This window comes from Herbaspirillum sp. Her3, assembly GCF_057961275.1.
The window spans coordinates 934667-956043 of sequence record NZ_CM176328.1; the positions used below are offsets into that span (position 1 = coordinate 934667).

Here is a 21377-nt window from a genome sequence, read left to right on the forward strand (position 1 = left end):
AGGCGTGCAGCACCACAATGACAACACATCAAGGAGACCTTCATGCAGTTCGCTCGCCCCCTGCTCGCGCTGGCCCTGGCCGGCTGCGCGCTCGCCGCACGCGCCGACATCAACGTCGGCGTCACCGTGTCCACCACCGGCCCGGCCGCCTCGCTGGGCATCCCCGAGAAGAACACCATTGCGCTGTTGCCCACCACCATCGCCGGGCAGAAGATCAACTACATCGTCCTCGATGACGCCTCCGACACCACGCAGGCGGTCAAGAATGCGCGTCGCTTCGTCACCGAAAACAATGTGGACGTCATCGTCGGTTCGTCCATCAGCCCCAACTCCATCTCGATGACCGAAGTGGCCGCCGAAGCGCAGACCCCGATGATCTCGCTGGCTGCCGCCGCGCGCATCGTCGAGCCCATGGATGCGAAGAAGAAGTGGGTCTTCAAGACTCCGCAGAACGACATCATGATGTCGCTGGCCATTGCCAAGGACATGGTGGCCCGTGGCTACCAGCGCATCGCCTTCATCGGCTATGCCAATGCCTATGGCGAAGGCTGGTATGAAGAATTCAAGAAGGCCGCCGGCCTCAAGAAACTGGAACTGGTGGCCAATGAGCGCTTCGCACCCAACGATACCTCCGCCACCGCGCAAGCCTTGAAGCTGGTGGCGGCCAAGCCGGATGCCATCCTCATCGCCGCTTCCGGCACACCGGCCGTGGTGCCGCAACGTGCGTTGAAGGAGCGCGGTTTCAAGGGCCAGATCTACCAGACCCACGGCGTGGCCAATGCTGACTTCCTGCGCGTGGGCGGCAAGATGCTGGATGGCACGCTGCTGCCGGCCGGCCCGGTGCTGGTGGCGGCGCAACTGCCGCTGAACAATCCCATCCGCAAGGTCGCGCTGGACTACACCGGCAAGTACGAAGCTGCCCATGGCAAGGACAGCGTGTCGCTCTTCGGCGGCTATGCCTGGGATGCCGGCGTGCTGCTGCAGTCGGCCATTCCCGTGGCCTTGAAGCGCGGCAAGCCGGGCACGCCGGAATTCCGCGCGGCCCTGCGCGATGCACTGGAAACCACCAAGGAAGTCACGGGCGTGCATGGCGTCTACAACATGTCGGCCACCGACCACCTGGGCCTGGATCAGCGCGCCACGGTGATGGTCAAGATCGTCGATGGCGCCTGGCATTACCAGCCCTGAGGGCTGGTAGCGACTGCGCTTGCAGCCCCCACTGACCGTTCGACCTGAGTAGCGGCGTAGCCGCGTATCGAAGGCGTGACTACGGTACAAACTCCGCAGCGCCTTCGATACGGCCCGTAGGGCCTACTCAGGTCGAACGGTCAGCGGAGCATTTTTAGACAAACGCCGGATGCATTGAACAATTCGCACGCGGTTCTCCAACAGCTGCCGCCCGATCTTGAAACTGTTCATTCCTTATCCCTCATCAGGAGTCTCCAATGACCACCCGACCACCCCTGCTCCAGAGTTTCATCGCCGGCCGCTGGCTAGGCGCAACCCCGTCCCAGGCGCTGCACAGCGCCGTCAATGGCCGCCCCGTGGCCAGCACCCACGATGAGGCCATCGATTTCGGCGAAGCGCTGGAACACGCCCGCAAGAAGGGCCTGCCCGCGATGATGGCGCTGGACTTCCAGCAGCGCGCCGCGATCCTCAAGGCGCTGGCCAAATACCTGGTGGACCACAAGGAAACGCTCTACGCGATGTCGGCGCACACGGGCGCCACCCGCACCGACAGCTGGATCGACATCGAAGGCGGCAGCGGCACCCTGTTCACCTATGCCAGCATCGGCACCAATGAATTCCCGTCCTCCAACCTGGTCCACGAAGGCCCGGCCCTGCCGCTGGGCAAGCAGGGCCGCTTTGCCGGCACCCACATCCTGGTGCCGCGCGGTGGCGTGGCCGTGCACATCAATGCCTTCAACTTCCCGGTCTGGGGCATGCTGGAAAAATTCGCCCCGACCTTCCTGGCCGGCATGCCCTGCATCGTCAAGCCGGCCACTGCCACCAGCTACCTCGCCGAAGCGGCAGTGCGCCTGATCCAGCAGTCGGGGCTCTTGCCCGAAGGCGCGCTGCAACTGGTCATCGGCAGCACCGGCGATCTGCTGGACCGGCTGCAGGCGCAGGACGTGGTGACCTTCACCGGCTCGGCCGATACGGCGGCCAAACTGCGCGCGCATCCCAACCTGATCGCCCATTCGATTCCCTTCAATGCCGAGGCCGATTCGCTGAACTGCGCCATCCTCGGTCCGGACGTCACCGCCGATGATGAAGAGTTCGATCTCTTCGTCAAGGAAGTGGCGCGCGAGATGACCACCAAGGCCGGCCAGAAATGCACGGCGATTCGCCGCGCCATCGTGCCGCGCCAGCATATCGATGCGGTGGCCGGGAAGTTGGTGGCGCGCCTGTCCAAGATCGTGACCGGCGATCCGGCACTGGAAACGGTGCGTATGGGCCCGCTGGCTTCGCTTGCGCAGCAGCGTGACGTGCAGGAGCGCGTGGCCCTGCTGAAGCAGAGCGCCGAGCTGATCCTCGGTGCGGGTAGCGGCTTCCAGCCGCAGGGTGAGGGCGTGGCCGAGGGGGCGTTCTTTGCGCCCACGCTGCTGCTGGCACGCGATACGGCGGCGGGCAGCCCGGTCCACGAAGTGGAAGCCTTCGGCCCGGTCAGCACCCTCCTGCCCTATGACGATCTCGACGAAGCCCTGGCCCTGGCCGCGCGTGGACGCGGCAGCCTGGTCGGCAGCCTGGTCACGCGCAGCCCGGCGGTAGCGGCGCGTGCCATTCCGGTGGCGGCGGCCTGGCATGGCCGCCTGCTGGTGCTGGACCGCGAAGCCGCGCCGGAATCCACCGGACACGGTTCACCCCTGCCGCAGCTCAAGCATGGCGGTCCCGGCCGTGCCGGTGGCGGCGAGGAGCTGGGCGGTTCGCGCGCCGTGAAGCACTACCTGCAACGCACCGCCGTGCAAGGTTCGCCGACCATGCTGGCCGCTGTCGTGGGCGAGCACGTGCGCGGTGCACAGGTGCGTGAATCGGAGATCCATCCCTTCCGTCATTACTTCGAAGATTTGCAGATCGGCGATTCGCTTGCCACGCATCGCCGTACCGTGACCGAGGCCGATATCGTCAATTTCGGCTGCCTCTCGGGCGACCATTTCTACATGCACTTCGATGAGGTCGCGGCGCGCCAGTCGCCCTTCGGCAAGCGCATCGCGCATGGCTACTTCGTGCTCTCGGCGGCGGCCGGGCTGTTCGTCTCGCCCGCCCCCGGTCCGGTGCTGGCCAACTACGGGCTGGACACGCTGCGCTTCGTCAAGCCGGTGGGCATCGGCGACACCCTCTGTGCACGCCTGACCTGCAAGCGCAAGATCGACCGCAACAAGAAGGATGCCAATGGCCAGGGCCAGGGTGTGGTGGCCTGGGACGTGGAGGTGAGCAACCAGGAGGGCGAGCTGGTGGCTTCCTACGACATCCTGACGCTGGTGGCCAAGAAACCGGCGGGGTGAAATTTCCCGTTTTTTGACAGAAAGCTTCATGTGCCTGGCGGGAATCGCGCCAGACCCAAGGTACCCAGCCCAAAGGTTCACTTTTGAGAAGAACCGGGCTTAACCGGCACGCCGCAGCCCGATCTGCGGCGGCCGGCCATGACAGGAGGAGACAAATGGATTCGAGCATTCTGACCGTGCTGATCCAGGACGGCATCACGACCGGCGCCATCTATGCGCTGCTGTCGCTGGCGCTGGTGCTGGTGTTTTCGATGACGCGGGTGATTTTCCTGCCGCAGGGGGAGTTCGTCGCCTTCGGCGCCTTGACCCTGGCTGCCATCCAGAATGGCCAGGCGCCCGCTACCGCCTTGCTGCTGGTGGCGCTCGGTGGCACGACGTTGGCCGTGGAGGTAGTCACCGCCTTGCGGCAGGCGGCGCACCGCGCACGCTTGCCGCGTCGCCTGCCGCTGCTGCTGGCGGCGCAGATCGGTGTGCCGCTGACGCTGTATGCCTTCACGCGCTTCATCGATCTGCAAGCCCTGGCCATGCCCTGGCAGATCCTGCTGGCGCTGTTGATCGTGGTGCCGATGGGACCGATGATCTATCGCGTGGCTTACCAGCCGCTGGCGCATTCGAGCGTGCTGGTGCTGCTGATCGTCTCGCTGGGCGTGCATCTGGCCATGGTCGGCCTGGGCCTGTTGATGTTCGGCCCGGAAGGGACCAACACCAAGCCCTTCACCGAGCTGCAATTCAATCTCGGCGACAGTCCGGTTTCCGGCCAGAGCGTGATCGTGCTGGTGACGGTGGCCGCGCTGATTGGCGTGATCTACGTCTTCTTCGAACGCACCCTGACCGGCAAGGCTCTGCGCGCCACCGCCGTCAACCGTCTCGGTGCGCGCCTGGTGGGGGTTGGCATCAACCAGGCGGGCAAGCTCTCCTTTGCGATGTCGGCGGGGATCGGCGCGCTGTGCGGCATCCTGATTGCGCCCTTCACCATCGTCAACTATGAGTCGGGGTTCATCATCGCCTTGAAGGGCTTTGTCGGTGCCATCTTCGGTGGCCTGGCCAGCTATCCGGTGGCGGCGCTGGGCTCGGTGGCGGTGGGACTGATCGAGAGTTTCTCGTCCTTCTGGGCCAGCGCCTTCAAGGAATTGATCGTCTTTACCGTCATCATCCCCATCCTGCTGTGGCGCTCGCTGACCAGCCACCACATTGACGAAGAAGCCTGAGGACGCCGCCATGACTGCATTCACATCGCATCGCGCCGCCGTGCCGGCGCTGTTCTTCGCCATCGTGCTGGCGCTGCCGCTGCTGGGCCTGCCACCGTTCTGGGTGACGCTGCTGTCCTATGTGGGTCTGTACGCCATCGTCGCGCTGGGGCTGGTGCTGCTGACCGGCGTGGCGGGGCTGATCTCGTTCGGGCAGGCGGCCTTCGTCGGCATCGGTGCCTATACCACGGCGTATCTGACGACGCAGTTCGGCCTTTCGCCCTGGCTCGGACTGCTGGCCGGTATTGCGCTCACGGGGCTGTCGGCCTTTCTGATCGGCGCGCTCACGATGCGCATTTCCGGGCATTACCTGCCGCTGTCCACGATTGCGTGGGGGCTGTCGCTGTACTACCTGTTCGGCAACCTGGAGATGCTGGGCAAGCATGACGGCATCAATGGCATTCCCGCCATTGCCATCGGTAGCTTCACGTTCGGCAATGGGGCGTCGATGTACCTGCTGATCTGGGCCGTGGTGATCGTGGCGCTGCTGTCGGTGGTCAACTTCCTCGATTCACGCGCGGGCCGCGCAGTGCGTGCGCTCAGGTTCGGCACTGTGATGCCTGAAGCGATGGGGGTGGACACGGCGCGGCTGAAGATCGTCGTCTTCGTCTATGCGGCCGTGCTGGCGGGCATTTCCGGCTGGCTCTATGCGCACCTGCAACAGGCGGTCAATCCTACGCCCTTCGGCCTGAAATACGGCATCGACTATCTGCTGATGGTGGTGGTCGGTGGTGCCGGTCACGTGTGGGGCGCCCTTCTCGGTGCGGGGCTGCTGGCGGTGCTGAGCAATTTCCTGCAGGAGTGGCTGCCGGGCGTGCTGGGCACGGGCGGCAACTTCGAGGCCATCGTCTTTGGCATCGCGCTGGTGATCTTCCTGCAGTTCGCCAACGAGGGCTTGTGGCCGCGTCTGCAGGCGCGCTTTGCGCGTCGCTTGCCGCGTCAGTTGCCGGTGGATGCAGCCCCGCTGACGCAGCTTCCCAAGCCGGTGCGCGGCGAGGTGATCCTGGAGGTGGAAGCCGCGCGCAAGCAGTTCGGTGGACTGGTGGCGGTCAATGATGTGAGCTTCTCGGTCAGGGCAGGGGAGATCGTCGGGCTGATCGGTCCGAATGGTGCCGGCAAGTCCACCACCTTCAATCTGGTCACCGGGGTGCAGTCCATCACCAGCGGCAAGCTCAATTATCGCGGGCAGTCGCTGGCCGGATTGTCTTCGCGCGCCATCTCCAGTCGTGGCATTGCGCGCACCTTCCAGCACGTGCGCCTGGTGCCGGGCATGAGCGTGCTGGAGAACGCCGCCATGGGCGCATTCCGACGCGGCGAGTTTGCGCCCCAGCGCGGCATCCTGGCCAGCCTGGTGCGTGGCAATCGCAAGGAAGAAGCGCGCATCCTCAGCGAAGCACGGCGGCAACTGGAACGTGTGGGCCTGGGTGAGCTGATCGATCGGCCTGCCGGCAGCCTGGCACTGGGCCAGCAGCGCATTCTGGAAATCGCCCGGGCGCTGTGCTGCGATCCGGCCCTGCTGCTGCTGGACGAACCTGCTGCCGGTCTGCGCCTGCAGGAGAAGCAGGCCCTGGCCGCCTTGCTGGACAAGCTGCGCGGCGAGGGCATGGCGGTGCTGCTGGTGGAGCACGACATGGATTTCGTGATGCAATTGACCGACCACATCGTGGTCATGGAATTCGGCAGCAAGATTGCCGAGGGCACGCCGGCCCAGATCCAGGTCCACCCGGCCGTGCTGGAAGCCTATCTGGGAGGAGCCCAATGACGACCGTCGCCACCATGATGACCTCTGCCGGCGCCGCGCCCGAGGTCCACGCCACGACCGCCCCCGTGCTGCTGGAAGTCACTGCTCTTTCGGCCCGCTATGGCAAGGTGCCGGCCCTGACCGGGGCGGCCTTGTCGCTGCGTGCCGGCCAGATCGTGACCGTCATCGGACCCAATGGCGCGGGCAAGTCCACCTTGCTCAATGCCATGATGGGTGCGCTGCCAGCGGGGGCGGCGGCCAGCGGACGCATCGCTTTCGAGGGCGAGGACGTGAGCCAGATGGAAGTGGAAGAGCGGGTTGCGCGTGGCCTGTCGCTGGTGCCGGAAAAGCGGGAATTGTTTACCTCCATGACGGTGGAAGACAATCTCTTGCTGGGCGCCTACAAGCGGCGGCGCAATGGCGAATCCGCTTATCTGGATCAGCAGGAATTCGTCTATGCGCTCTTCCCGCGTCTGAAGGAGCGGCGCAAGCAGGCCGCCGGCACGCTCTCCGGTGGCGAGCGCCAGATGCTGGCCGTGGGGCGCGCGCTGATGGCCAAGCCGAAGGTGTTGATGCTGGATGAACCCAGCCTCGGACTGGCACCGCTGATCACGCGGGAAATCCTTTCCATCATCAGCCAGTTGCGCAGTACCGGTGTGGCGACCTTGCTGGTCGAGCAGAATGCGCGCGCAGCCTTGCAGGTGGCCGATTATGGGTATGTGCTGGAGATGGGGGAGATTGTCTGCGAGGGGGCGGCCGGGGTGCTGGCGACGGACAAGAAGATCGTGGAGAGTTATCTGGGGGTAGCGAGAGAGACGGTGAGCCTGGTTCAGCGCAGCGTCAGTTCATAACTGGTGCTGCGGCCCCCTGCTGCGGAACGTTGCAGAAGATCCAGCGCCACCAGCTCATTGAGGTCGCGCAAGGCGGTGTCGGACGAGCACTTTGCCAGGGTCGCCCATTTGCTGCTGGTCAGCTTGCCCTCGAAGCCATCGAGCAGGCGATTGAGCACCTTCACCTGGCGCGCATTGAGGGGAGTGCCCGCCATCCTTTGCCAGAAGCGCGCCTTGACCAGTACTGCATCGAGCGTGCGATGCGCCTGGTTCACCGCTTCGGCCAGCATCTGCAGGAACCACAGCAGCCAGGCGGTCACATTCATGTCGCCTTTCTGGGTGCGTTCCAGGATCTCGTAGTAGGCCTTGCGCTCGCGCTGGATCTGGGCCGAGAGGCTGTAGAAACGCTGGGTGCTGCCATCGGCGCGCGCCAGCAGCAGGTCACCGATGGCACGGGCGATGCGGCCGTTGCCATCATCAAAGGGATGCAGGGACACGAACCAAAGGTGGCCCAGGCCGGCCCGCAGCAATGCAGGTTCGGTCGGCCTTGCGGTATTGATCCAGTTGAGCAGGCGGGTCACTTCGCGGCCGAGGCGCCGGGCCGGTGGCGCTTCGTAATGGATTTTCTGGCGATGCAGCGGACCGGAAACGACTTGCATCGGTCCTTGCGCGTCGTCACGCCAGTCGCCGACGATGATTTCGCTCATGCCTGAGTAGCCGGTCGGAAACAAGGCGGCATGCCATCCGAAGAGGCGCCTGGCGGTCAGCGGTTTTTCATGGTGGGCGGTGGCGTCGAAGATCATGTCCACCACACCCTCCACGTGCCGGTCCACCGGGGCCAGGGCACCGATGTCGACGCCCAGCCGCCGTGCTACCGAGGAACGCACCGAGGCCAGATTCAACTGCTCGCCCTCGATGGCACTGGTCTTGAGAACATCGTCGGTCAGGGCCAGCAGGTTGGCTTCGTCTCGCAGACCAAGGCCCACATCAGCCAGTCGCCCCAGCAGCAGCCCTTGCGCATGGCTGACCTGGGCCATCGGCTCAGCCAGGGCGGCCAGGTCGTAGCGCCAGTGGGGCCAATCGGGAGCCTGCCAGAGATAGATGTAATCACCGCGATTCATGCGGTGATTATGCGGGGGATTCGCCGCAGGGGCAAGGGTATTTGCCGTAAGAAATGCGGCGAATGAACGGCAATCAGGCGGTCACTCTGCGGCCTGCAAGGTTTTCCCTGTCCGTCCCCGCTGCTGCAGCAAGGCATACACCCCCATCGATGCCACGAAGGTCAGCGGTGCCGACAGCGACAGCCAGAAGCCGCCCGTTTCCATCAGCACGAAGCCCAGCACGACGCCGCAGAACCAGGCGCCCAGCCCGACACGGTTGATGCCCGCTGCGCCATCAGTCGCGGTGCCATGGTCGCCCGCGGTGAGAATGTGCGCCAGTGCCACCCCGACCCACGCCACCACGAACACACCCTGATAGGCCAGCGCCTTGAGCAGGTAGGAAAACACGTCGGCCAGCATCAGCGCATACACGACGACACCCACCACTACCGCCCACACCAGGCGCGACGCGTGCAGGCCCAGCAGGTTGCCGAAGAAGGCCTGCATGTTGACCGTGGCGAGATAGTAGTTGGCGGTGTTGATGCGCGTCTGCGTGACCCAGACGAAGAGCAATCCCCAGAATCCCATGAGCTTGAGGATGGCCATCACCACCGATACCTCAGACAGCGGGCCATCCTGCGGAATGCCGCTGGCCAGGTAGATGCCGGCTGCGCCATTGAGCAGGATCGTGACCAGGTAGAAGGGCATGCCGAAATTGAAGCGGCCGTGATACGTCGCATCTTCCGGCTTGCCGAAGCGGGCATAGTCGAAGGTGAACATCATCAGCACCCACACGCCCATGTAGTACGTGAAGCAGCTCCACCAGCCATCGGCAGGCGGCACCGCCGGGCCGAAGTCCAGCCACTGCGGCTGGTAGCCGTACTGGCTCACCGCCAGTACCAGCGCCATCAGCAGGCCCAGCAGGTAGAACGGCAGCAGCACGCCGTTGAACTTGTCGAGCCAGTGCTGCACGCTGCCGAAGACCAGCGGCACGCTGTAGAGCACCACGATGAGCGCGGCCACCGGATAGAGCAGGGACGGGTAGAGATGATGCAGGGCCACTGCGATCACCGAGCCCTCGAAGACGGCGTAATAGATCGCGGTGGAAAAGAAGATCAGCGTGGCCAGCGAGGCGCCCAGCCGTCCGAACAGGATGCGCGAGAACAAGGCCACCGACAGGCCGGTGCGCATGGCATAGCGGCTGATGCAGGCATTGATGAGCCCGTAGCTGATGACCGAGAGCACCATGCCGATCAGGGCATTGCGGGCGCCATAGGTCAGCGCCAGCGACGCCCCCACGACGATGTAGAAGATGGCGCTGCAGACGGCCCACCAGGCCATCGTCAGCGAGAGTTTGCCCATGCGCGCACTGGCGGGAACGCTGTGGGTGGAGAGGTCGATTTCCTTGTTCTGCGTTTGTGATAAGCCGGCCATGTCAGTTTCTCCTGAGACGTTGAAGCGATGATTCAATGAGGCGGATGAGAGGCGAGAGCGAAAAACGAAAGCGAAAAAACCGAAGCGAAATACAAACGGATTTGCGTACGCAAAACTCGCAGGCAAAGCCGCTCCCATCCCGGGGCAGCGGCTGAACGCCGGCCCGGGGCGGGGTCAAACGGAGGGATGCGCGGCTGTGCCGCTCTTAGCTGGTCAAGAGACTGCCCAGGCGCTGGAAGCGCTGCTGGTACTGGCGCCGGGCCTCCAGCGCCTGCTCCAGCGTCACGCGCACGAACTGCGCCTTGTGGTTGGGTTGCAGTTGTCCGATCAGGTCGAGGTCGGCGCTGATGACGGTGCCGATGGTGGCGTAACCGCCGCCGGAAACGGCATCGCGCAACAGCACGATGGGCTCCACGCCACCGGGGATCTGGATCGAACCGATGGGATAGCAGGCATCGACGATGTTGGACGGATCCGAGCCGGCGCCGAAGGGCTGTTCACGCGGCCGGAACTGCATGGGCTGGCCGCCCTTGAAGCGGTAGCCGATGCGGTCCGCTTCCGAGGCCACGGTCCAGGTATCGGCAAAGAAACGCTCCACGGCGTCCTCGGTGAGGCGATGTATATACAGCCCCGGCACCACGCGCAGCGTGGCTTCGCGGTCGAACACCGGCACCAGCGACAGCGGCAGGGCACGCCCTTCGACGGCCTGGGAGGACGCGCGCCCCAGCGGCAGTTCGTCGTCCTTGGCCAGCTTGCGGCCATGCCATCCACCGAGTGCGCCCAGGGCATAGGTGGCGCGGCTTTCCAGTACCAGCGGCACGTCAATGCCACCGGCGATGGCGAGATAGCTGCGCGCGCCGGCCTTGGGGTAGTCGAAGCTGAGCACCTGGCCGCTGCGCACCTTGAAGGCGGTATCGAGCGGCCGGTCGCTGCCATCCACGCGCGGCTGCATGCGGGCACCCGTGACGGCGACCAGCGCATCGCACTGGAACTCCAGTTGCGGCCCCAAGAGGCTGCATTCGAGGGCCGAGCTGGTGGCGGGGTTGCCCACCAGCAGGTTGGCGCTGCGCAGGGCGTATTGGTCCAGTGCGCCGGAGGGCGGGATGCCCAGGTGGTAGTAGCCTTCGCGGCCACCGTCCTGCACCGTGGTGGCCAGGCCGGGCTGTTTCACCTTAATCGTCATGGAGGGCCTCCTTGAGAGCATGGATGCAGGCCGCCGGATCGGCCTGGAAGGCATCGAGATCGAAACTGGCCGCACGGATGCGCAGGTCGAAGCGGCCGGCCTCGACCGCCGCGATGGCGGCGTCATACCCGGCACGGTCGATGGGCTTGAACTGCACGATGTCACCGGCACGGAAGAACACCATCGACTCCTGCAGATAGGGCAGGCCCTGCGCCGGATCGTAGATGGGCGCGGGCGTGACGCCGAACATCTGGTAGCCGCCAGCGCCGCGCACCGAGTAGATGCAGCCGAAGCAGCCGCCGTGGCCCAGGGTCAGCCTGGGCGTGTCGGTACGGGGACGCAGGTACTTGGGCACCTGCAGTTGCTTGTCCTGCCCGACCATCTGGTACATGAAGGGCAGCCCCGCCACGAAACCGACCATGGAGACGAACCAGGGCGTGCCGCAGTGGGCCGCGATGAAGGCTTGTACCTCGTCATAGCCATTGATGCGCGCCGCGTATTGCAGGTCGGTGGAGGACGGGTCCTGGTGGCGGTCACGGAAGCGCGCCTGGGTTTCATTGGTCCAGGGATCGCCATACAGCACCGGCACTTCGATGATGCGGGTCTGGATGCGGCGCTCGGCGGTAGTGCTGGCTTCCAGCGCCTTGACCTGTTCCAGCAGGGTCAGCGGATGGATCAGGTCGGGGTTGAAACGGATCTGGAAGGAGGCATTGGCCAGGCAGACATCCAGTACGCCGGGCAGCGCCAGTTGCTCCACGGCGCGCGTGATGGCCATGGCGCGGAAGAAGGCTTCCAGCGACATCGATTCGGATACTTCCGCAAAGAGGTGTTCGTCACCGGCGATGCTGTAGCGGATGGGGGCGCAGCGCTGGGATTGTGGGCTGTTCATCTCAGGCCTCCTCAAGTTGCGCGGTGCGCTCGGCTGCGCGTTCGGCCAGCCAGGTTTCCAGCGCGCCGGTATCGAAGCGCGCCGCCTGCACGCGCGCATCGGCCAGCAGCCAATGATGCAGTGGCAGTGTGGTGGCCATGCCGCTGACCCGCGTGGCGGCAACTGCCGCCTGGGCGCGTTCGATGGCCTGCGCCCTGTCCTTGCCATGCACCACCAGCTTGGCCAGCAGCGAATCGTAATACGGGGGAATGCGATAGCCGGCATAGAGATGGCTCTCCACGCGGATGCCTTCGCCTTGCGGCCAGTGCAGGTCCGTCACGGTGCCTGGGCAGGGGAAGAAATTGCGTTCCGGATCTTCGGCGTTGATGCGCATTTCCACTGCTGCGCCCAGCATGCGGACGTCGGATTGCCGCAAGCCGAGCGGCTCGCCGCCCGCGATGCGCAGCATGGCCTGCACCAGGTCGATGCCGGTGATCATTTCGGTGACGGGATGCTCGACCTGGATGCGCGTATTCATCTCGATGAAGAAGAACTCGCCGCTCTCGTCATCGAAGAGATATTCCAGCGTGCCGGCGCCGCGATAGTGCAACTGTTCGGCCAGTCGCACCGCGCTCTCGCAGAGGGCTTGCCGCTGTGCGGGCGTGAGCGCGGGGGAGGGCGCTTCTTCGAAGACCTTCTGGCGGCGCCGTTGCAGCGAGCATTCGCGTTCGAACAGGTGTACGGCGCGCTGGCCATCGCCCAGGATCTGCACTTCGATGTGGCGCGCTCTGCGGATGAAGCGCTCCAGGTACACCGCGCCTGATCCAAAAGCGGCCTGCGCTTCGCTCTGTGCAATCGGAAATTCCCGCGCCAGTTCGTTGGCATCGCGCGCCATGCGGATGCCGCGACCACCGCCGCCGGCCGAGGCCTTGATCAGCAGGGGATAGCCGACCTGTTCGGCACAGCTCAGGGCGGCGGTGAGATCATCGAGTTCACCCGGCGATCCCGGCACCACCGGCACGCCGGCAGCGGCCGCAGTACGGCGCGCTTCGGCCTTGTCGCCCATGCGGCGGATGGTATCGGCCTCCGGTCCCACGAAGATCAGCCCGGCCGCGGTGACCGCTTGCGCGAAGGCGGCGTTCTCGGAGAGGAAGCCATAGCCGGGATGGATGGCATTGGCACCGGTCGCGCGTGCGGCCTGCAGCAGTGCATCTGCGTTGAGATAGCTGCGGTCGGCGCGCGCCGGTCCGATGATCTGGACTTCATCGGCCATGCGCGCAGCCATCGAATCGGCGTCGGCCTCGCTGCAGGCGGCCACGGTCGGGATACCCAGCGCTTGCGCGGCGCGCAGGATGCGCACGGCGATCTCGCCGCGATTGGCGATCAGGAGTTTGGTGATGGACGTGCTCATGATGCCGCCTCAGCCTGCCGTCTCGATCACGGCGACCAGCTGGCCGGGTTCGACCGGATCGCCGTTCTCGACGTGGAAGGCCAGCAACGTGCCGCCTTGCTCGGCCTGCAATTCCGTAAATTGTTTCATCACTTCGATCAGGCCGATCACGGCACCGGCCTGGATGAGGTCGCCTTCCTGCGCATAGGGTGGGGCCTCCGGGCTGGACCGGCGATAGAAGGTGCCGGGCAAAGGGGAGTGCACTTCTTGGACTGCCATGACTTTTCTCCTTCGTGTGATGAATGATGTGGATCAGCGCGGTGCGGCGATGACGATCTCGGCGGCTTCGAGGCTCTTGCGCGTGGCCTGCACCAGCGCCAGGGCACCCGGTGTATCGCTGTGGATACAGACGGACTCGAAGGCGATGGGAATATCGCGCCCTTCGACCGTGCGCACCACGCCTTCGCGGCAGGCCCGCAGCACCTTGGCCGCCACCTGTGCCGGATCGAGCGCACCGACCCGGCGGGTGAAGACGATGGAGCCGCTGTTGTCGTAATCGCGGTCGGCGTAGAACTCGCAGACCACGGCCTGCTGCAGTTCCCGGGCCACGCGCCAGACGGCCGAGCCGTGCATGCAGAACAGAAGCAAGTTCGGGTCCAGCTGGCGCAGGGTCTGCACGAAGACGCGTGCGGCCTCTTCATCCCGGGCCAGGTGCATGTAGAGCGCGCCATGCGGTTTGATGTGTTGCAGGGCCATGTCGTTGAGGCGGGCGAATTCGCGCAGGGCGCCGAGCTGGTAGAGCATGTCGTTGACCAGCTCGGTGGCCGGGGCGTTGAGGTGGCGGCGGCCGAAGCCGACCAGATCGCGGAAGCCCGGATGCGCACCGATGGCCACACCGTGTTGCCGCGCCTGTTCCACCGTGCGCCGCATGGTATTGGGATCGCCCGCATGAAAGCCCGTGGCGATGTTGGCTGAACTGATCAGGGGCATGATGGCTGCATCGACGCCATCGCCGATGGTCCAGGGGCCGAAGCCTTCGCCCATGTCCGAATTCAGATCGATTGTTCTCATCTCGTGGTCTCCTGCGCTGCCGGAATCAGCGCGTGAAAATGAGTATAGAAATCGGCCACGGTATTGGATAGATGTATTATCAGAGGGCTTGATATCGAAAAATCCGATAGTTTATGAAGGGCATCAAACATGGCCATCACCCTCCGCCAGATCCGCTATTTCGTTGCCACAGCGGAAGTGGGGCAGATTTCGCAGGCGGCGATCCACCTGCACATTTCGCAGTCGTCGGTCACCAGTGCCATCCAGGAACTGGAGTCCTTGCTGGGCGCGCCGCTGTTCATCCGTTCGCCGCAGGGGATGATCTTGACCGACAGCGGGCGGCATTTTTTGAATCATGCGTATTCGATTCTGCGCAGCGTGGACGATGCGATGAAGAGTCCGCTGCCGGACAACACCGCCAGCGGCAGCTTGCGGGTGGCGGCCAGTTACACGGTGCTGGGGTATTTCTTGCCGCACCATTTGCAGCGGTTGTCGCAGTCCTATCCGGGGATCAAGCTGCATGTGCATGAGAAGGAGCGTGCCGAGATCGAGCAGAGCCTGGTGGAGGGCGACATCGACATGGCGGTGGTGCTGACTTCCAACCTGCGCCATCGCGAGATCGCCTATGAGACGCTGTTCGGTTCGGTGCGCCGGCTGTGGCTACCGGCGCGCCATCCGCTGGGGGAGCGCTCGGTGGTAAATCTCTCCGAGGTGGTCAATGAGCCCTTCATCCTGCTGACGGTGGACGAGGCCGACAAGACTGCGTTGCGCTACTGGAACCAGAGCGGACGCAAGCCCAACATCATCATGCGCACCAGTTCCATCGAGGCGGTGCGCAGCATGGTGGCCAATGGGTCGGGGGTGGCGATTTTGTCGGACCTGGTGTATCGGCCCTGGTCGCTGGAGGGGTTGCGTATCGAGACGGTGCTGCTGATGGATCACGTGCCGGCCATGAATGTGGGGCTGGCGTGGCGCAAGGGGGTGAGTTTTACGCCGGCGATGGAGGCGGTGCGGGAGTATTTCAGGCAGTCGTTTTTGACGCCGCAGCTCACTAGCGGCAGAAGATAAGTTGCGTGCTCTGGCGGTCAATGCAGAATAGAGAGCGCTCGAAGATACCTTGTTGCCATTTCTTGACGGCATCTTCGAGCGATTTGCGTCTCTAGACGATATTGATGAAAGCCGAATTTAACTTAGACCACGCGCCCGATTGATCAAGCCGTCCACATCTTTAAGCTTTTCATAAATTACCGGGTTTTCCTCTGCAGCCAGAGCATTGAAGTGGGCCGCACCGCATTTGATCTGGCCGCCTTCACGAGTTCGCAAGTCATCATCAAACAAACTGCTCTTGGTTTCCACCACGAAATATAACTTTTCTTGGCCATCCAGTTCGATCAACACCGCCCAGTCCGGGTTGTAAGTTCCCAGTGGAGTGGGTACCTTGAACCAGGCGGGCAGCTTGGCATAAACCTTGACGGCCTCATTTCGCTCCAGGTCCACGGCAAAATCGCGCTCAATGGCCGAGTCGTATACGACGTGCTGATAAACGGACTTCTTCGTATCTTGCACCAGGTTTTTCAGATATCCAGTCAGTTCCTGGCTTTCGAAAAGCTCTTGCGCATAGTATTCATCCTGCCCCAGGCGCTGATATTTGATGCCGTCAACCAAGGCCATTCGTTTGCATCGGTTGATGGCATCAGCCGCCAGTTCAATGAATTGTTACGGATTGCGTTTGAAGTCGCCGAGGGGAGCAGCAGAAATTCGGCCTGTACGCTTTCAAGATAGCGATCTTTCTTGAGCGAGCGACTCATGCCGGCAAAGATCTTGTTGAGCGAATTGGTCGGAAGGGTGCAGATGGCGCGGCGGAATACATAGCTCTCGACCAGGCGCACGATGCGCAAGATTTCCTCGTTGTTTAGCCTTCCTTGCTGATAGTCGTGATAAACATCCAGCAAGAACGGATAGGACACATCGACCTTCAATTCGCGGAGGTCATGAAAAGCCTGTTTGAGGCCCGCATCTTTTTCATCGTCCAACGCGATGGCGCAATAGTAGGAGGCATAGGCGTGGATGTCCGCGACCAGATCGCGCATGTCGCCGGCGAAATCTCTGGCGTAGCTCTTGAAGGCGATGTACACCTCGCGCACGTTGGGAATTTCCCCGGTCTTTGCCGTCAGGTATTCGTTGCTCAAGCAGGGCTGCGGCAGGTATGGCGAGCGCTTTCAGCAATCGCTCCAGACGGAAATGCTGGGCGGTCATGCGTTTGCGTCCTTTTGTTCCGGTGCCAATACGATTACGTAGGCGATCAGCTCGAAGTCGTTAGTGCCTGCAAACTCACCTTTCATGGCATGCGTGCCACCCGGGGTGAACAAGCTGGCGAGGGCACGCTCCTCGGACTTCCCTACGACAGAGGAAACCGCTGCCGCCAGTAGCCGTTGCGCGTGTCGCATGTCCTGGCCGAATTTGCTGAGACGGTCAAACCGGGCACATGCACTGGCGTCGGGCATGTCGCGGCCAACGCATAGGCGCTTGAGCCGATCAAGGAAACGCTTGGCTTGTGTATAGGGAAGCAAAACCGCACCTTCATCGCTGACATGAACGAGATAGTGGGGTGCCAAGGGGTAGTTCGGGTCGATGCTCTTCTCGGCACTCACGCCCTCTGCGCGCAGGCAGAACAGGATGCCAGGAGCGATGTCGGAGTCAATGCTGGTCGTGACGGCGAAACAGCCTAGCGGCATTGCCTCCAGCTTTGCCGGATGCTCCCTGGCATAGTCGGCCAGATCGATGCGGAAGTCTGTGAGGGTACCCAAGCCAACGCTATCGGCAATGATGCAGCCGCCGAAGCGCTCCAATTTTTCTATCGCACCGACGACGCCATCGCGCTGAAATTTATAGAGTTTCTTCCAGACGATGGTGTTTCTGATGCCGGTTGCAGATTTGACGATCTTTTCTTCGTCAAGCTCCTCGGTTGCGAAGAGACGATGCAGGACCAAAGCGTAGATACTGGCTGCATCGCGATGCGAGGCCAGTGCCTTGAGCTCATTGAGCAAATTAGATTTGGCGTGCGGTTGTGTATCGAGTTGCGCCCATTGTGTCTCGAACCATTGACTTAGAACCTGCGCTTCTGTCTCGTTCTCGGAGGCTTGTATCAAGGACAGAGGATTTCCTGGTGCAATCCCAAGACCTTCGCTGTTGAATCCGAAAGGCCCTAACGCTGCTTGGCGCGCGGTGCCGCTCTTGTCGCGCAGCACTATCGTTCCTTGCGGAATGGAGTCTTTGGCGCTACGAATCTCTGTTTTGGTTTCTAACCAATGCAAGAATTGTCCAGCGAGCCAACGGGCTTGTAGCGTATTGCGGGATGTTCGGTCAGCAGTGCCGCCGAGTAAGCCTAGTTGGTCAGATGAAGGTGCGCCAGCACCGTCCACTGCCACAGCCGGAGGGATCACGATGCGTACTTGATCCAGTGAAAATAAATCTTCAAGCAGTTCGGAAAATGCGAAGAGCGACAGGGAGGAAGAGACCATATCCAACATATGCTCACGTTTGAGCCATGGTCGGATTAGGTCCGCGACGCGATCGGTGCCGACGTTGCTAATGAACTTCATTGCAATCCCCCTGATTCAAATAGTTTTCACATTTTGGCAGTTGACTTCAATCGCCAAACGCATTTGTTATATTGCGGGACTTACGGCCCTTGTGCGCTGGATCTCTCAGCCACGCCGATGATATCGTTTCTTTCAGAGTGCCGGCTTAGTTCTGCGCTAATGGCATGAGGTTGGGAGCAAGTCCGGTTGCTCGTTACAAAAAGCGAAAAAGCCGCTGAACTACGCGGCTTTTAGATAGGGCTGAGAGTAAGGATGACGGTTAGTCTCCTATCTATTCGTGTGCTCAGACATTGAACAAGAAATTCATCACATCCCCATCCTTGACCACATACTCCTTGCCTTCCGCGCGCATCTTGCCCGCTTCCTTGGCCCCAGCCTCACCCTTGAAGGCAATGAAGTCCTCAAAGGCAATCGTCTGCGCACGAATGAAGCCGCGCTCGAAGTCGGTATGGATCACGCCAGCCGCCTGCGGGCCGGTGGCGCCTACCGGAATCGTCCAGGCGCGCACTTCCTTCACGCCGGCGGTGAAATAGGTCTGCAGGCCCAGCAGCTTGAAGGCCGCGCGGATCAGGCGGTCCAGGCCCGGTTCTTCCATGCCCATGTCGGCCAGGAAGTCGGCCTTGTCGGCGTCGTCCAGGTCGGCGATCTCGGCTTCGATGGCCGCGCAGATGGCCACGATGGGCGCGTTCTGTTCCTGGGCGTAGGCGGTCAGCTGGTCCAGCAGCGGGTTGTTGGTGAAACCGCTGTCGGAGACGTTGGCCACATACATCGCCGGCTTGGCCGTGATCAGGCAAAGCGGCTTGATCAGCAGCATCTCTTCGGCATCCAGCCCCAGCGCGCGCACCGGCTTGGCTTCGTCCAGCGCCGGCATGATGCGCTCCAGCAGGGCCACCAGCTTGGCGGCATCCTTGTCGCCGGAACGGGCCTTCTTCTGTTCGCGGTGGATGGCTTTCTCGACGGTTCCCATGTCGGCCAGCGCCAGTTCGGTCTGGATCACGGCGATGTCGTCCAGCGGGCTCACGCGGCCAGCCACGTGGATCACGTTCGGATCTTCGAAGCAGCGCACCACGTTGACGATGGCGTCAGTCTCGCGGATGTGCGACAGGAACTGGTTGCCCAGGCCTTCACCCTTGGAAGCACCCGCCACCAGGCCGGCGATGTCGACGAACTCTACCGCAGCCGGCAGGATGCGCTCGGGCTTGACGATCTCCGCCAGCGCCTTCAGGCGCGGATCGGGCACTTCCACGATGCCGACGTTGGGCTCAATGGTGCAGAACGGATAGTTCTCGGCGGCGATGCCCGCCTTGGTCAGCGCGTTGAAAAGAGTGGACTTACCGACGTTGGGCAGACCCACGATGCCGCATTTGAGGCTCATGACAGATTCTTCCGAAAGCAAAACCGACATTGTATCAAGCCGCACGCCCCAACCCACAGCTTTGCGATGCAGCATCGATTCGCCCCCGCGCTGTCATATCGCGCCATCACTGGTAACATGCGAGCGATACATCGCATCTTTGACTTGTCAGGAATGCACCATTTCGTTGCAGGCACACCACGCAATGAGAAATTATTTACCAATGCAATATTTAACTGACTCGTTCGTCATCAAGTTGGTTGCTGGAAATAGTTGTTATTTGTAGTGAACATGCATGCAACTTGTTAAGAACGGCGCTTTTCGGCGGCCGTGATTTACAGGCTGTATTGCCTTCTTGAAAGCGATTTGTAAAATTTGCTCTACAATGTCGGTTTTCCCAAGACCTCAAAGAATCCCTTTGACTAATATCGTCGAAATCCGCGATCTGCATTTCCGCTATGGCGACCGGCCCATTCTGACCGGTCTGCATATGGACTTCCCGCGCGGCAAGGTGGTGGCGGTGATGGGCGGTTCCGGATCCGGCAAGACCACCATCCTGCGCCTGATCGGCGGGCAGTTGCAGCCGCAGCAGGGCAAGGTGGAAGTGGATGGCGAGAACGTGCCCTCGCTGGCGACCAGGCAACTGTATCTGCTGCGCCGCAAGATGGGCATGCTGTTCCAGAACGGCGCGCTGTTTACCGACATGACGGTGTTCGACAACGTGGCCTTCCCGCTGCGCGAGCATACCGATCTGGATGAAGCGCTCATCCGTGACCTGGTGCTCATGAAGCTCAACGCCGTGGGCCTGCGCAACGCCGCCTCGTTGAAGCCGGCCGAGATCTCCGGCGGCATGGCGCGCCGCGTGGCGCTGGCACGGGCCATCGCGCTGGACCCGGCGCTGATCATGTATGACGAACCCTTCGCCGGGCTCGATCCGATTTCCATGGGCGTGACGGCCAACCTGATCCGCCGGCTCAATGATGCACTGGGCTCGACCTCGATCCTGGTGTCGCACGATGTGAATGAATCCTTCGCCATTGCCGACTATGTGTATTTCCTGTCGGCCGGCAAGATCGTGGCGCAAGGGACGCCGCAAGAGATGCGTGAATCCACCGATCCCTATGTGAAGCAATTTGTCCATGCCCAGGCTGACGGCCCGGTGCCCTTCCATTATCCCGGCAAGTCGCTGGCCGAGGATCTGGGCCTGGGAGGTGGCGCATGATCGTCAACTTCGTCAGCGGCCTGGGCCGCAGCCTGCGCGAGTTGGTGGTCGGCGTGGGCTTTGCCGCGCGCATGTTCATCAACATGCTGGGTGCCTCGCTGGGCCTGCTGCGCCGGCCGCGCCTGATCACCGACCAGATCCACTTCATCGGCAACTATTCGCTGGTGATCATCACGGTGTCGGGCCTGTTCGTGGGCTTCGTGCTGGGTCTGCAAGGGTATTACACGCTCAACAAGTACGGTTCGGAACAGGCATTGGGCCTGCTGGTGGCCTTGTCGCTGGTCCGCGAACTGGGGCCGGTGGTGACGGCACTGCTCTTTGCCGGGCGCGCCGGGACCTCGCTGACCGCCGAAATCGGTCTGATGAAGGCGGGCGAGCAACTGTCGGCCATGGAAATGATGGCCGTGAACCCGCTGCAACGCGTGGTGGCCCCGCGCTTCTGGGCCGGTGTGGTGGCCATGCCGGTGCTGGCAGCCATCTTCAGTGCGGTGGGTGTGCTGGGCGGCTATGTGGTCGGCGTGCTGCTGATCGGGGTGGATGAAGGGGCGTTCTGGTCGCAGATGCAAGGCGGGGTCGATCTGTGGAGCGACGTCGCCAACGGCGTGTTGAAGAGCATCGTCTTCGGCGTGGCGGTGACCTTCGTGGCGCTGTTCCAGGGCTATGAAGCGCAGCCTACGCCCGAAGGCGTGGCCCGCGCCACCACCCGGACCGTGGTGATCGCCTCGCTCACCGTGCTGGGCCTGGATTTCCTGCTGACTGCACTGATGTTCAGCTGATCGGCCGCAATGCTTGGACAAGCGCCCGGTGAGGGCGCAACGATGTGAATAAAAGGGTTGAAAAAGGGTTCAAT

General features: G+C 62.8%; 17 protein-coding genes and 1 pseudogene. 8 read left to right on the forward strand and 10 right to left on the reverse strand.

What is annotated here, in order from left to right:
- The first annotated feature begins 42 nt into the window (after window positions 1–42).
- The 5 genes from ACVC5H_RS04315 (at window position 43) to ACVC5H_RS04335 (ending at window position 7345) form a co-directional block, all read left to right on the forward strand.
- On the forward strand, window positions 43–1188 hold the full coding sequence (locus ACVC5H_RS04315) for an ABC transporter substrate-binding protein (protein ID WP_489621170.1): 1146 nt from the start codon (window positions 43–45) through the stop codon (window positions 1186–1188).
- A gap of 257 nt (window positions 1189–1445) precedes the next feature.
- On the forward strand, window positions 1446–3506 hold the full coding sequence (paaZ, locus tag ACVC5H_RS04320; RefSeq protein WP_489621171.1) for a phenylacetic acid degradation bifunctional protein PaaZ: 2061 nt from the start codon (window positions 1446–1448) through the stop codon (window positions 3504–3506).
- Between the two features lie 155 nt (window positions 3507–3661).
- A complete protein-coding gene (locus tag ACVC5H_RS04325; protein ID WP_489621172.1) occupies window positions 3662–4714 on the forward strand; it encodes a branched-chain amino acid ABC transporter permease in 1053 nt (350 codons plus the stop codon).
- Between the two features lie 10 nt (window positions 4715–4724).
- Window positions 4725–6515 carry a branched-chain amino acid ABC transporter ATP-binding protein/permease gene (locus ACVC5H_RS04330; protein WP_489621173.1) on the forward strand — a complete coding sequence of 597 codons (1791 nt, stop codon included), beginning with the start codon at window positions 4725–4727 and terminating at the stop codon, window positions 6513–6515.
- Window positions 6512–7345: an ABC transporter ATP-binding protein gene (locus ACVC5H_RS04335; protein WP_489621174.1), complete on the forward strand. Its 834-nt coding sequence runs from the start codon at window positions 6512–6514 to the stop codon at window positions 7343–7345. Before ACVC5H_RS04330 ends, ACVC5H_RS04335 begins: the two co-directional genes overlap by 4 nt.
- On the opposite strand, the gene ACVC5H_RS04340 is transcribed toward ACVC5H_RS04335, so the two are convergent.
- The 7 genes from ACVC5H_RS04340 to ACVC5H_RS04370 all read right to left on the reverse strand — a co-directional run bounded on the left by ACVC5H_RS04340 (window position 7324) and on the right by ACVC5H_RS04370 (window position 14370).
- Complete coding sequence (locus ACVC5H_RS04340) at window positions 7324–8445, reverse strand: Fic family protein (protein WP_489621175.1); 1122 nt, start codon at window positions 8443–8445, stop codon at window positions 7324–7326. The two genes, ACVC5H_RS04335 and ACVC5H_RS04340, sit on opposite strands and share 22 nt — an antisense overlap.
- 81 nt (window positions 8446–8526) lie before the next feature.
- Window positions 8527–9858, reverse strand: coding sequence for a purine-cytosine permease family protein (locus tag ACVC5H_RS04345; RefSeq protein WP_489621176.1), 1332 nt, complete (start codon window positions 9856–9858; stop codon window positions 8527–8529).
- A gap of 205 nt (window positions 9859–10063) precedes the next feature.
- Entirely contained in the window at window positions 10064–11041 is a 978-nt protein-coding gene (locus ACVC5H_RS04350) for a 5-oxoprolinase subunit C family protein (RefSeq protein WP_489621177.1), read from the reverse strand.
- Window positions 11031–11930, reverse strand: coding sequence for a 5-oxoprolinase subunit B family protein (locus ACVC5H_RS04355; RefSeq protein ID WP_489621178.1), 900 nt, complete (start codon window positions 11928–11930; stop codon window positions 11031–11033). Before ACVC5H_RS04355 ends, ACVC5H_RS04350 begins: the two co-directional genes overlap by 11 nt.
- 1 nt (window position 11931) lies before the next feature.
- Window positions 11932–13320 (reverse strand): acetyl-CoA carboxylase biotin carboxylase subunit, encoded by a 1389-nt coding sequence (locus ACVC5H_RS04360; protein ID WP_489621179.1) that lies wholly within the window; start codon window positions 13318–13320, stop codon window positions 11932–11934.
- Between the two features lie 9 nt (window positions 13321–13329).
- A complete protein-coding gene (locus ACVC5H_RS04365) occupies window positions 13330–13578 on the reverse strand; it encodes an acetyl-CoA carboxylase (RefSeq protein ID WP_489621180.1) in 249 nt (82 codons plus the stop codon).
- Between the two features lie 33 nt (window positions 13579–13611).
- Window positions 13612–14370, reverse strand: coding sequence for a 5-oxoprolinase subunit PxpA (locus ACVC5H_RS04370; RefSeq protein ID WP_489621181.1), 759 nt, complete (start codon window positions 14368–14370; stop codon window positions 13612–13614).
- A 129-nt stretch (window positions 14371–14499) separates the two neighbouring features.
- Between ACVC5H_RS04370 and ACVC5H_RS04375 the strand changes: the two genes are divergently transcribed.
- The gene (locus ACVC5H_RS04375) at window positions 14500–15417 is read left to right on the forward strand and encodes a LysR family transcriptional regulator (RefSeq protein ID WP_489621182.1); all 918 of its coding nucleotides are present in this window, start codon (window positions 14500–14502) and stop codon (window positions 15415–15417) included.
- 117 nt (window positions 15418–15534) lie between these two features.
- Here ACVC5H_RS04375 and ACVC5H_RS04380 read toward each other — a convergent pair.
- From ACVC5H_RS04380 to ychF, 3 genes and pseudogenes are all read right to left on the reverse strand, one after another.
- Window positions 15535–16092 (reverse strand): annotated as a pseudogene (locus tag ACVC5H_RS04380) (restriction endonuclease); the annotation flags it as partial.
- A gap of 509 nt (window positions 16093–16601) precedes the next feature.
- A complete protein-coding gene (locus ACVC5H_RS04385) occupies window positions 16602–17951 on the reverse strand; it encodes a phospholipase D-like domain-containing protein (protein ID WP_489621183.1) in 1350 nt (449 codons plus the stop codon).
- Window positions 17952–18234: 283 nt separating this feature from the next.
- The gene (gene ychF / locus ACVC5H_RS04390) at window positions 18235–19326 is read right to left on the reverse strand and encodes a redox-regulated ATPase YchF (RefSeq protein ID WP_017453759.1); all 1092 of its coding nucleotides are present in this window, start codon (window positions 19324–19326) and stop codon (window positions 18235–18237) included.
- A gap of 397 nt (window positions 19327–19723) precedes the next feature.
- Here ychF and ACVC5H_RS04395 point away from each other — a divergent pair, with 397 nt between their 5' ends.
- Window positions 19724–20527, forward strand: a complete 804-nt coding sequence (locus tag ACVC5H_RS04395) for an ABC transporter ATP-binding protein (protein WP_489621184.1) — start codon at window positions 19724–19726, stop codon at window positions 20525–20527.
- Complete coding sequence (gene mlaE, locus ACVC5H_RS04400; protein WP_489621185.1) at window positions 20524–21303, forward strand: lipid asymmetry maintenance ABC transporter permease subunit MlaE; 780 nt, start codon at window positions 20524–20526, stop codon at window positions 21301–21303. The genes ACVC5H_RS04395 and mlaE overlap by 4 nt, the downstream gene beginning before the upstream one ends.
- Window positions 21304–21377 lie beyond the last annotated feature (74 nt).

Excerpts from the sequence above, each read along its gene's own strand:
- ACVC5H_RS04315 (WP_489621170.1), top strand. The coding sequence starts at position 43 with ATGCAGTTCGCTCGCCCCCTGCTCGCGCTGGCCCTGGCCGGCTGCGCG.
- paaZ (WP_489621171.1), top strand. The coding sequence starts at position 1,446 with ATGACCACCCGACCACCCCTGCTCCAGAGTTTCATCGCCGGCCGCTGG.
- ACVC5H_RS04325 (WP_489621172.1), top strand. The coding sequence starts at position 3,662 with ATGGATTCGAGCATTCTGACCGTGCTGATCCAGGACGGCATCACGACC.
- ACVC5H_RS04330 (WP_489621173.1), top strand. The coding sequence starts at position 4,725 with ATGACTGCATTCACATCGCATCGCGCCGCCGTGCCGGCGCTGTTCTTC.
- ACVC5H_RS04335 (WP_489621174.1), top strand. The coding sequence starts at position 6,512 with ATGACGACCGTCGCCACCATGATGACCTCTGCCGGCGCCGCGCCCGAG.
- ACVC5H_RS04340 (WP_489621175.1), bottom strand. The coding sequence starts at position 8,445 with ATGAATCGCGGTGATTACATCTATCTCTGGCAGGCTCCCGATTGGCCC.
- ACVC5H_RS04345 (WP_489621176.1), bottom strand. The coding sequence starts at position 9,858 with ATGGCCGGCTTATCACAAACGCAGAACAAGGAAATCGACCTCTCCACC.
- ACVC5H_RS04350 (WP_489621177.1), bottom strand. The coding sequence starts at position 11,041 with ATGACGATTAAGGTGAAACAGCCCGGCCTGGCCACCACGGTGCAGGAC.
- ACVC5H_RS04355 (WP_489621178.1), bottom strand. The coding sequence starts at position 11,930 with ATGAACAGCCCACAATCCCAGCGCTGCGCCCCCATCCGCTACAGCATC.
- ACVC5H_RS04360 (WP_489621179.1), bottom strand. The coding sequence starts at position 13,320 with ATGAGCACGTCCATCACCAAACTCCTGATCGCCAATCGCGGCGAGATC.
- ACVC5H_RS04365 (WP_489621180.1), bottom strand. The coding sequence starts at position 13,578 with ATGGCAGTCCAAGAAGTGCACTCCCCTTTGCCCGGCACCTTCTATCGC.
- ACVC5H_RS04370 (WP_489621181.1), bottom strand. The coding sequence starts at position 14,370 with ATGAGAACAATCGATCTGAATTCGGACATGGGCGAAGGCTTCGGCCCC.
- ACVC5H_RS04375 (WP_489621182.1), top strand. The coding sequence starts at position 14,500 with ATGGCCATCACCCTCCGCCAGATCCGCTATTTCGTTGCCACAGCGGAA.
- ACVC5H_RS04385 (WP_489621183.1), bottom strand. The coding sequence starts at position 17,951 with ATGAAGTTCATTAGCAACGTCGGCACCGATCGCGTCGCGGACCTAATC.
- ychF (WP_017453759.1), bottom strand. The coding sequence starts at position 19,326 with ATGAGCCTCAAATGCGGCATCGTGGGTCTGCCCAACGTCGGTAAGTCC.
- mlaE (WP_489621185.1), top strand. The coding sequence starts at position 20,524 with ATGATCGTCAACTTCGTCAGCGGCCTGGGCCGCAGCCTGCGCGAGTTG.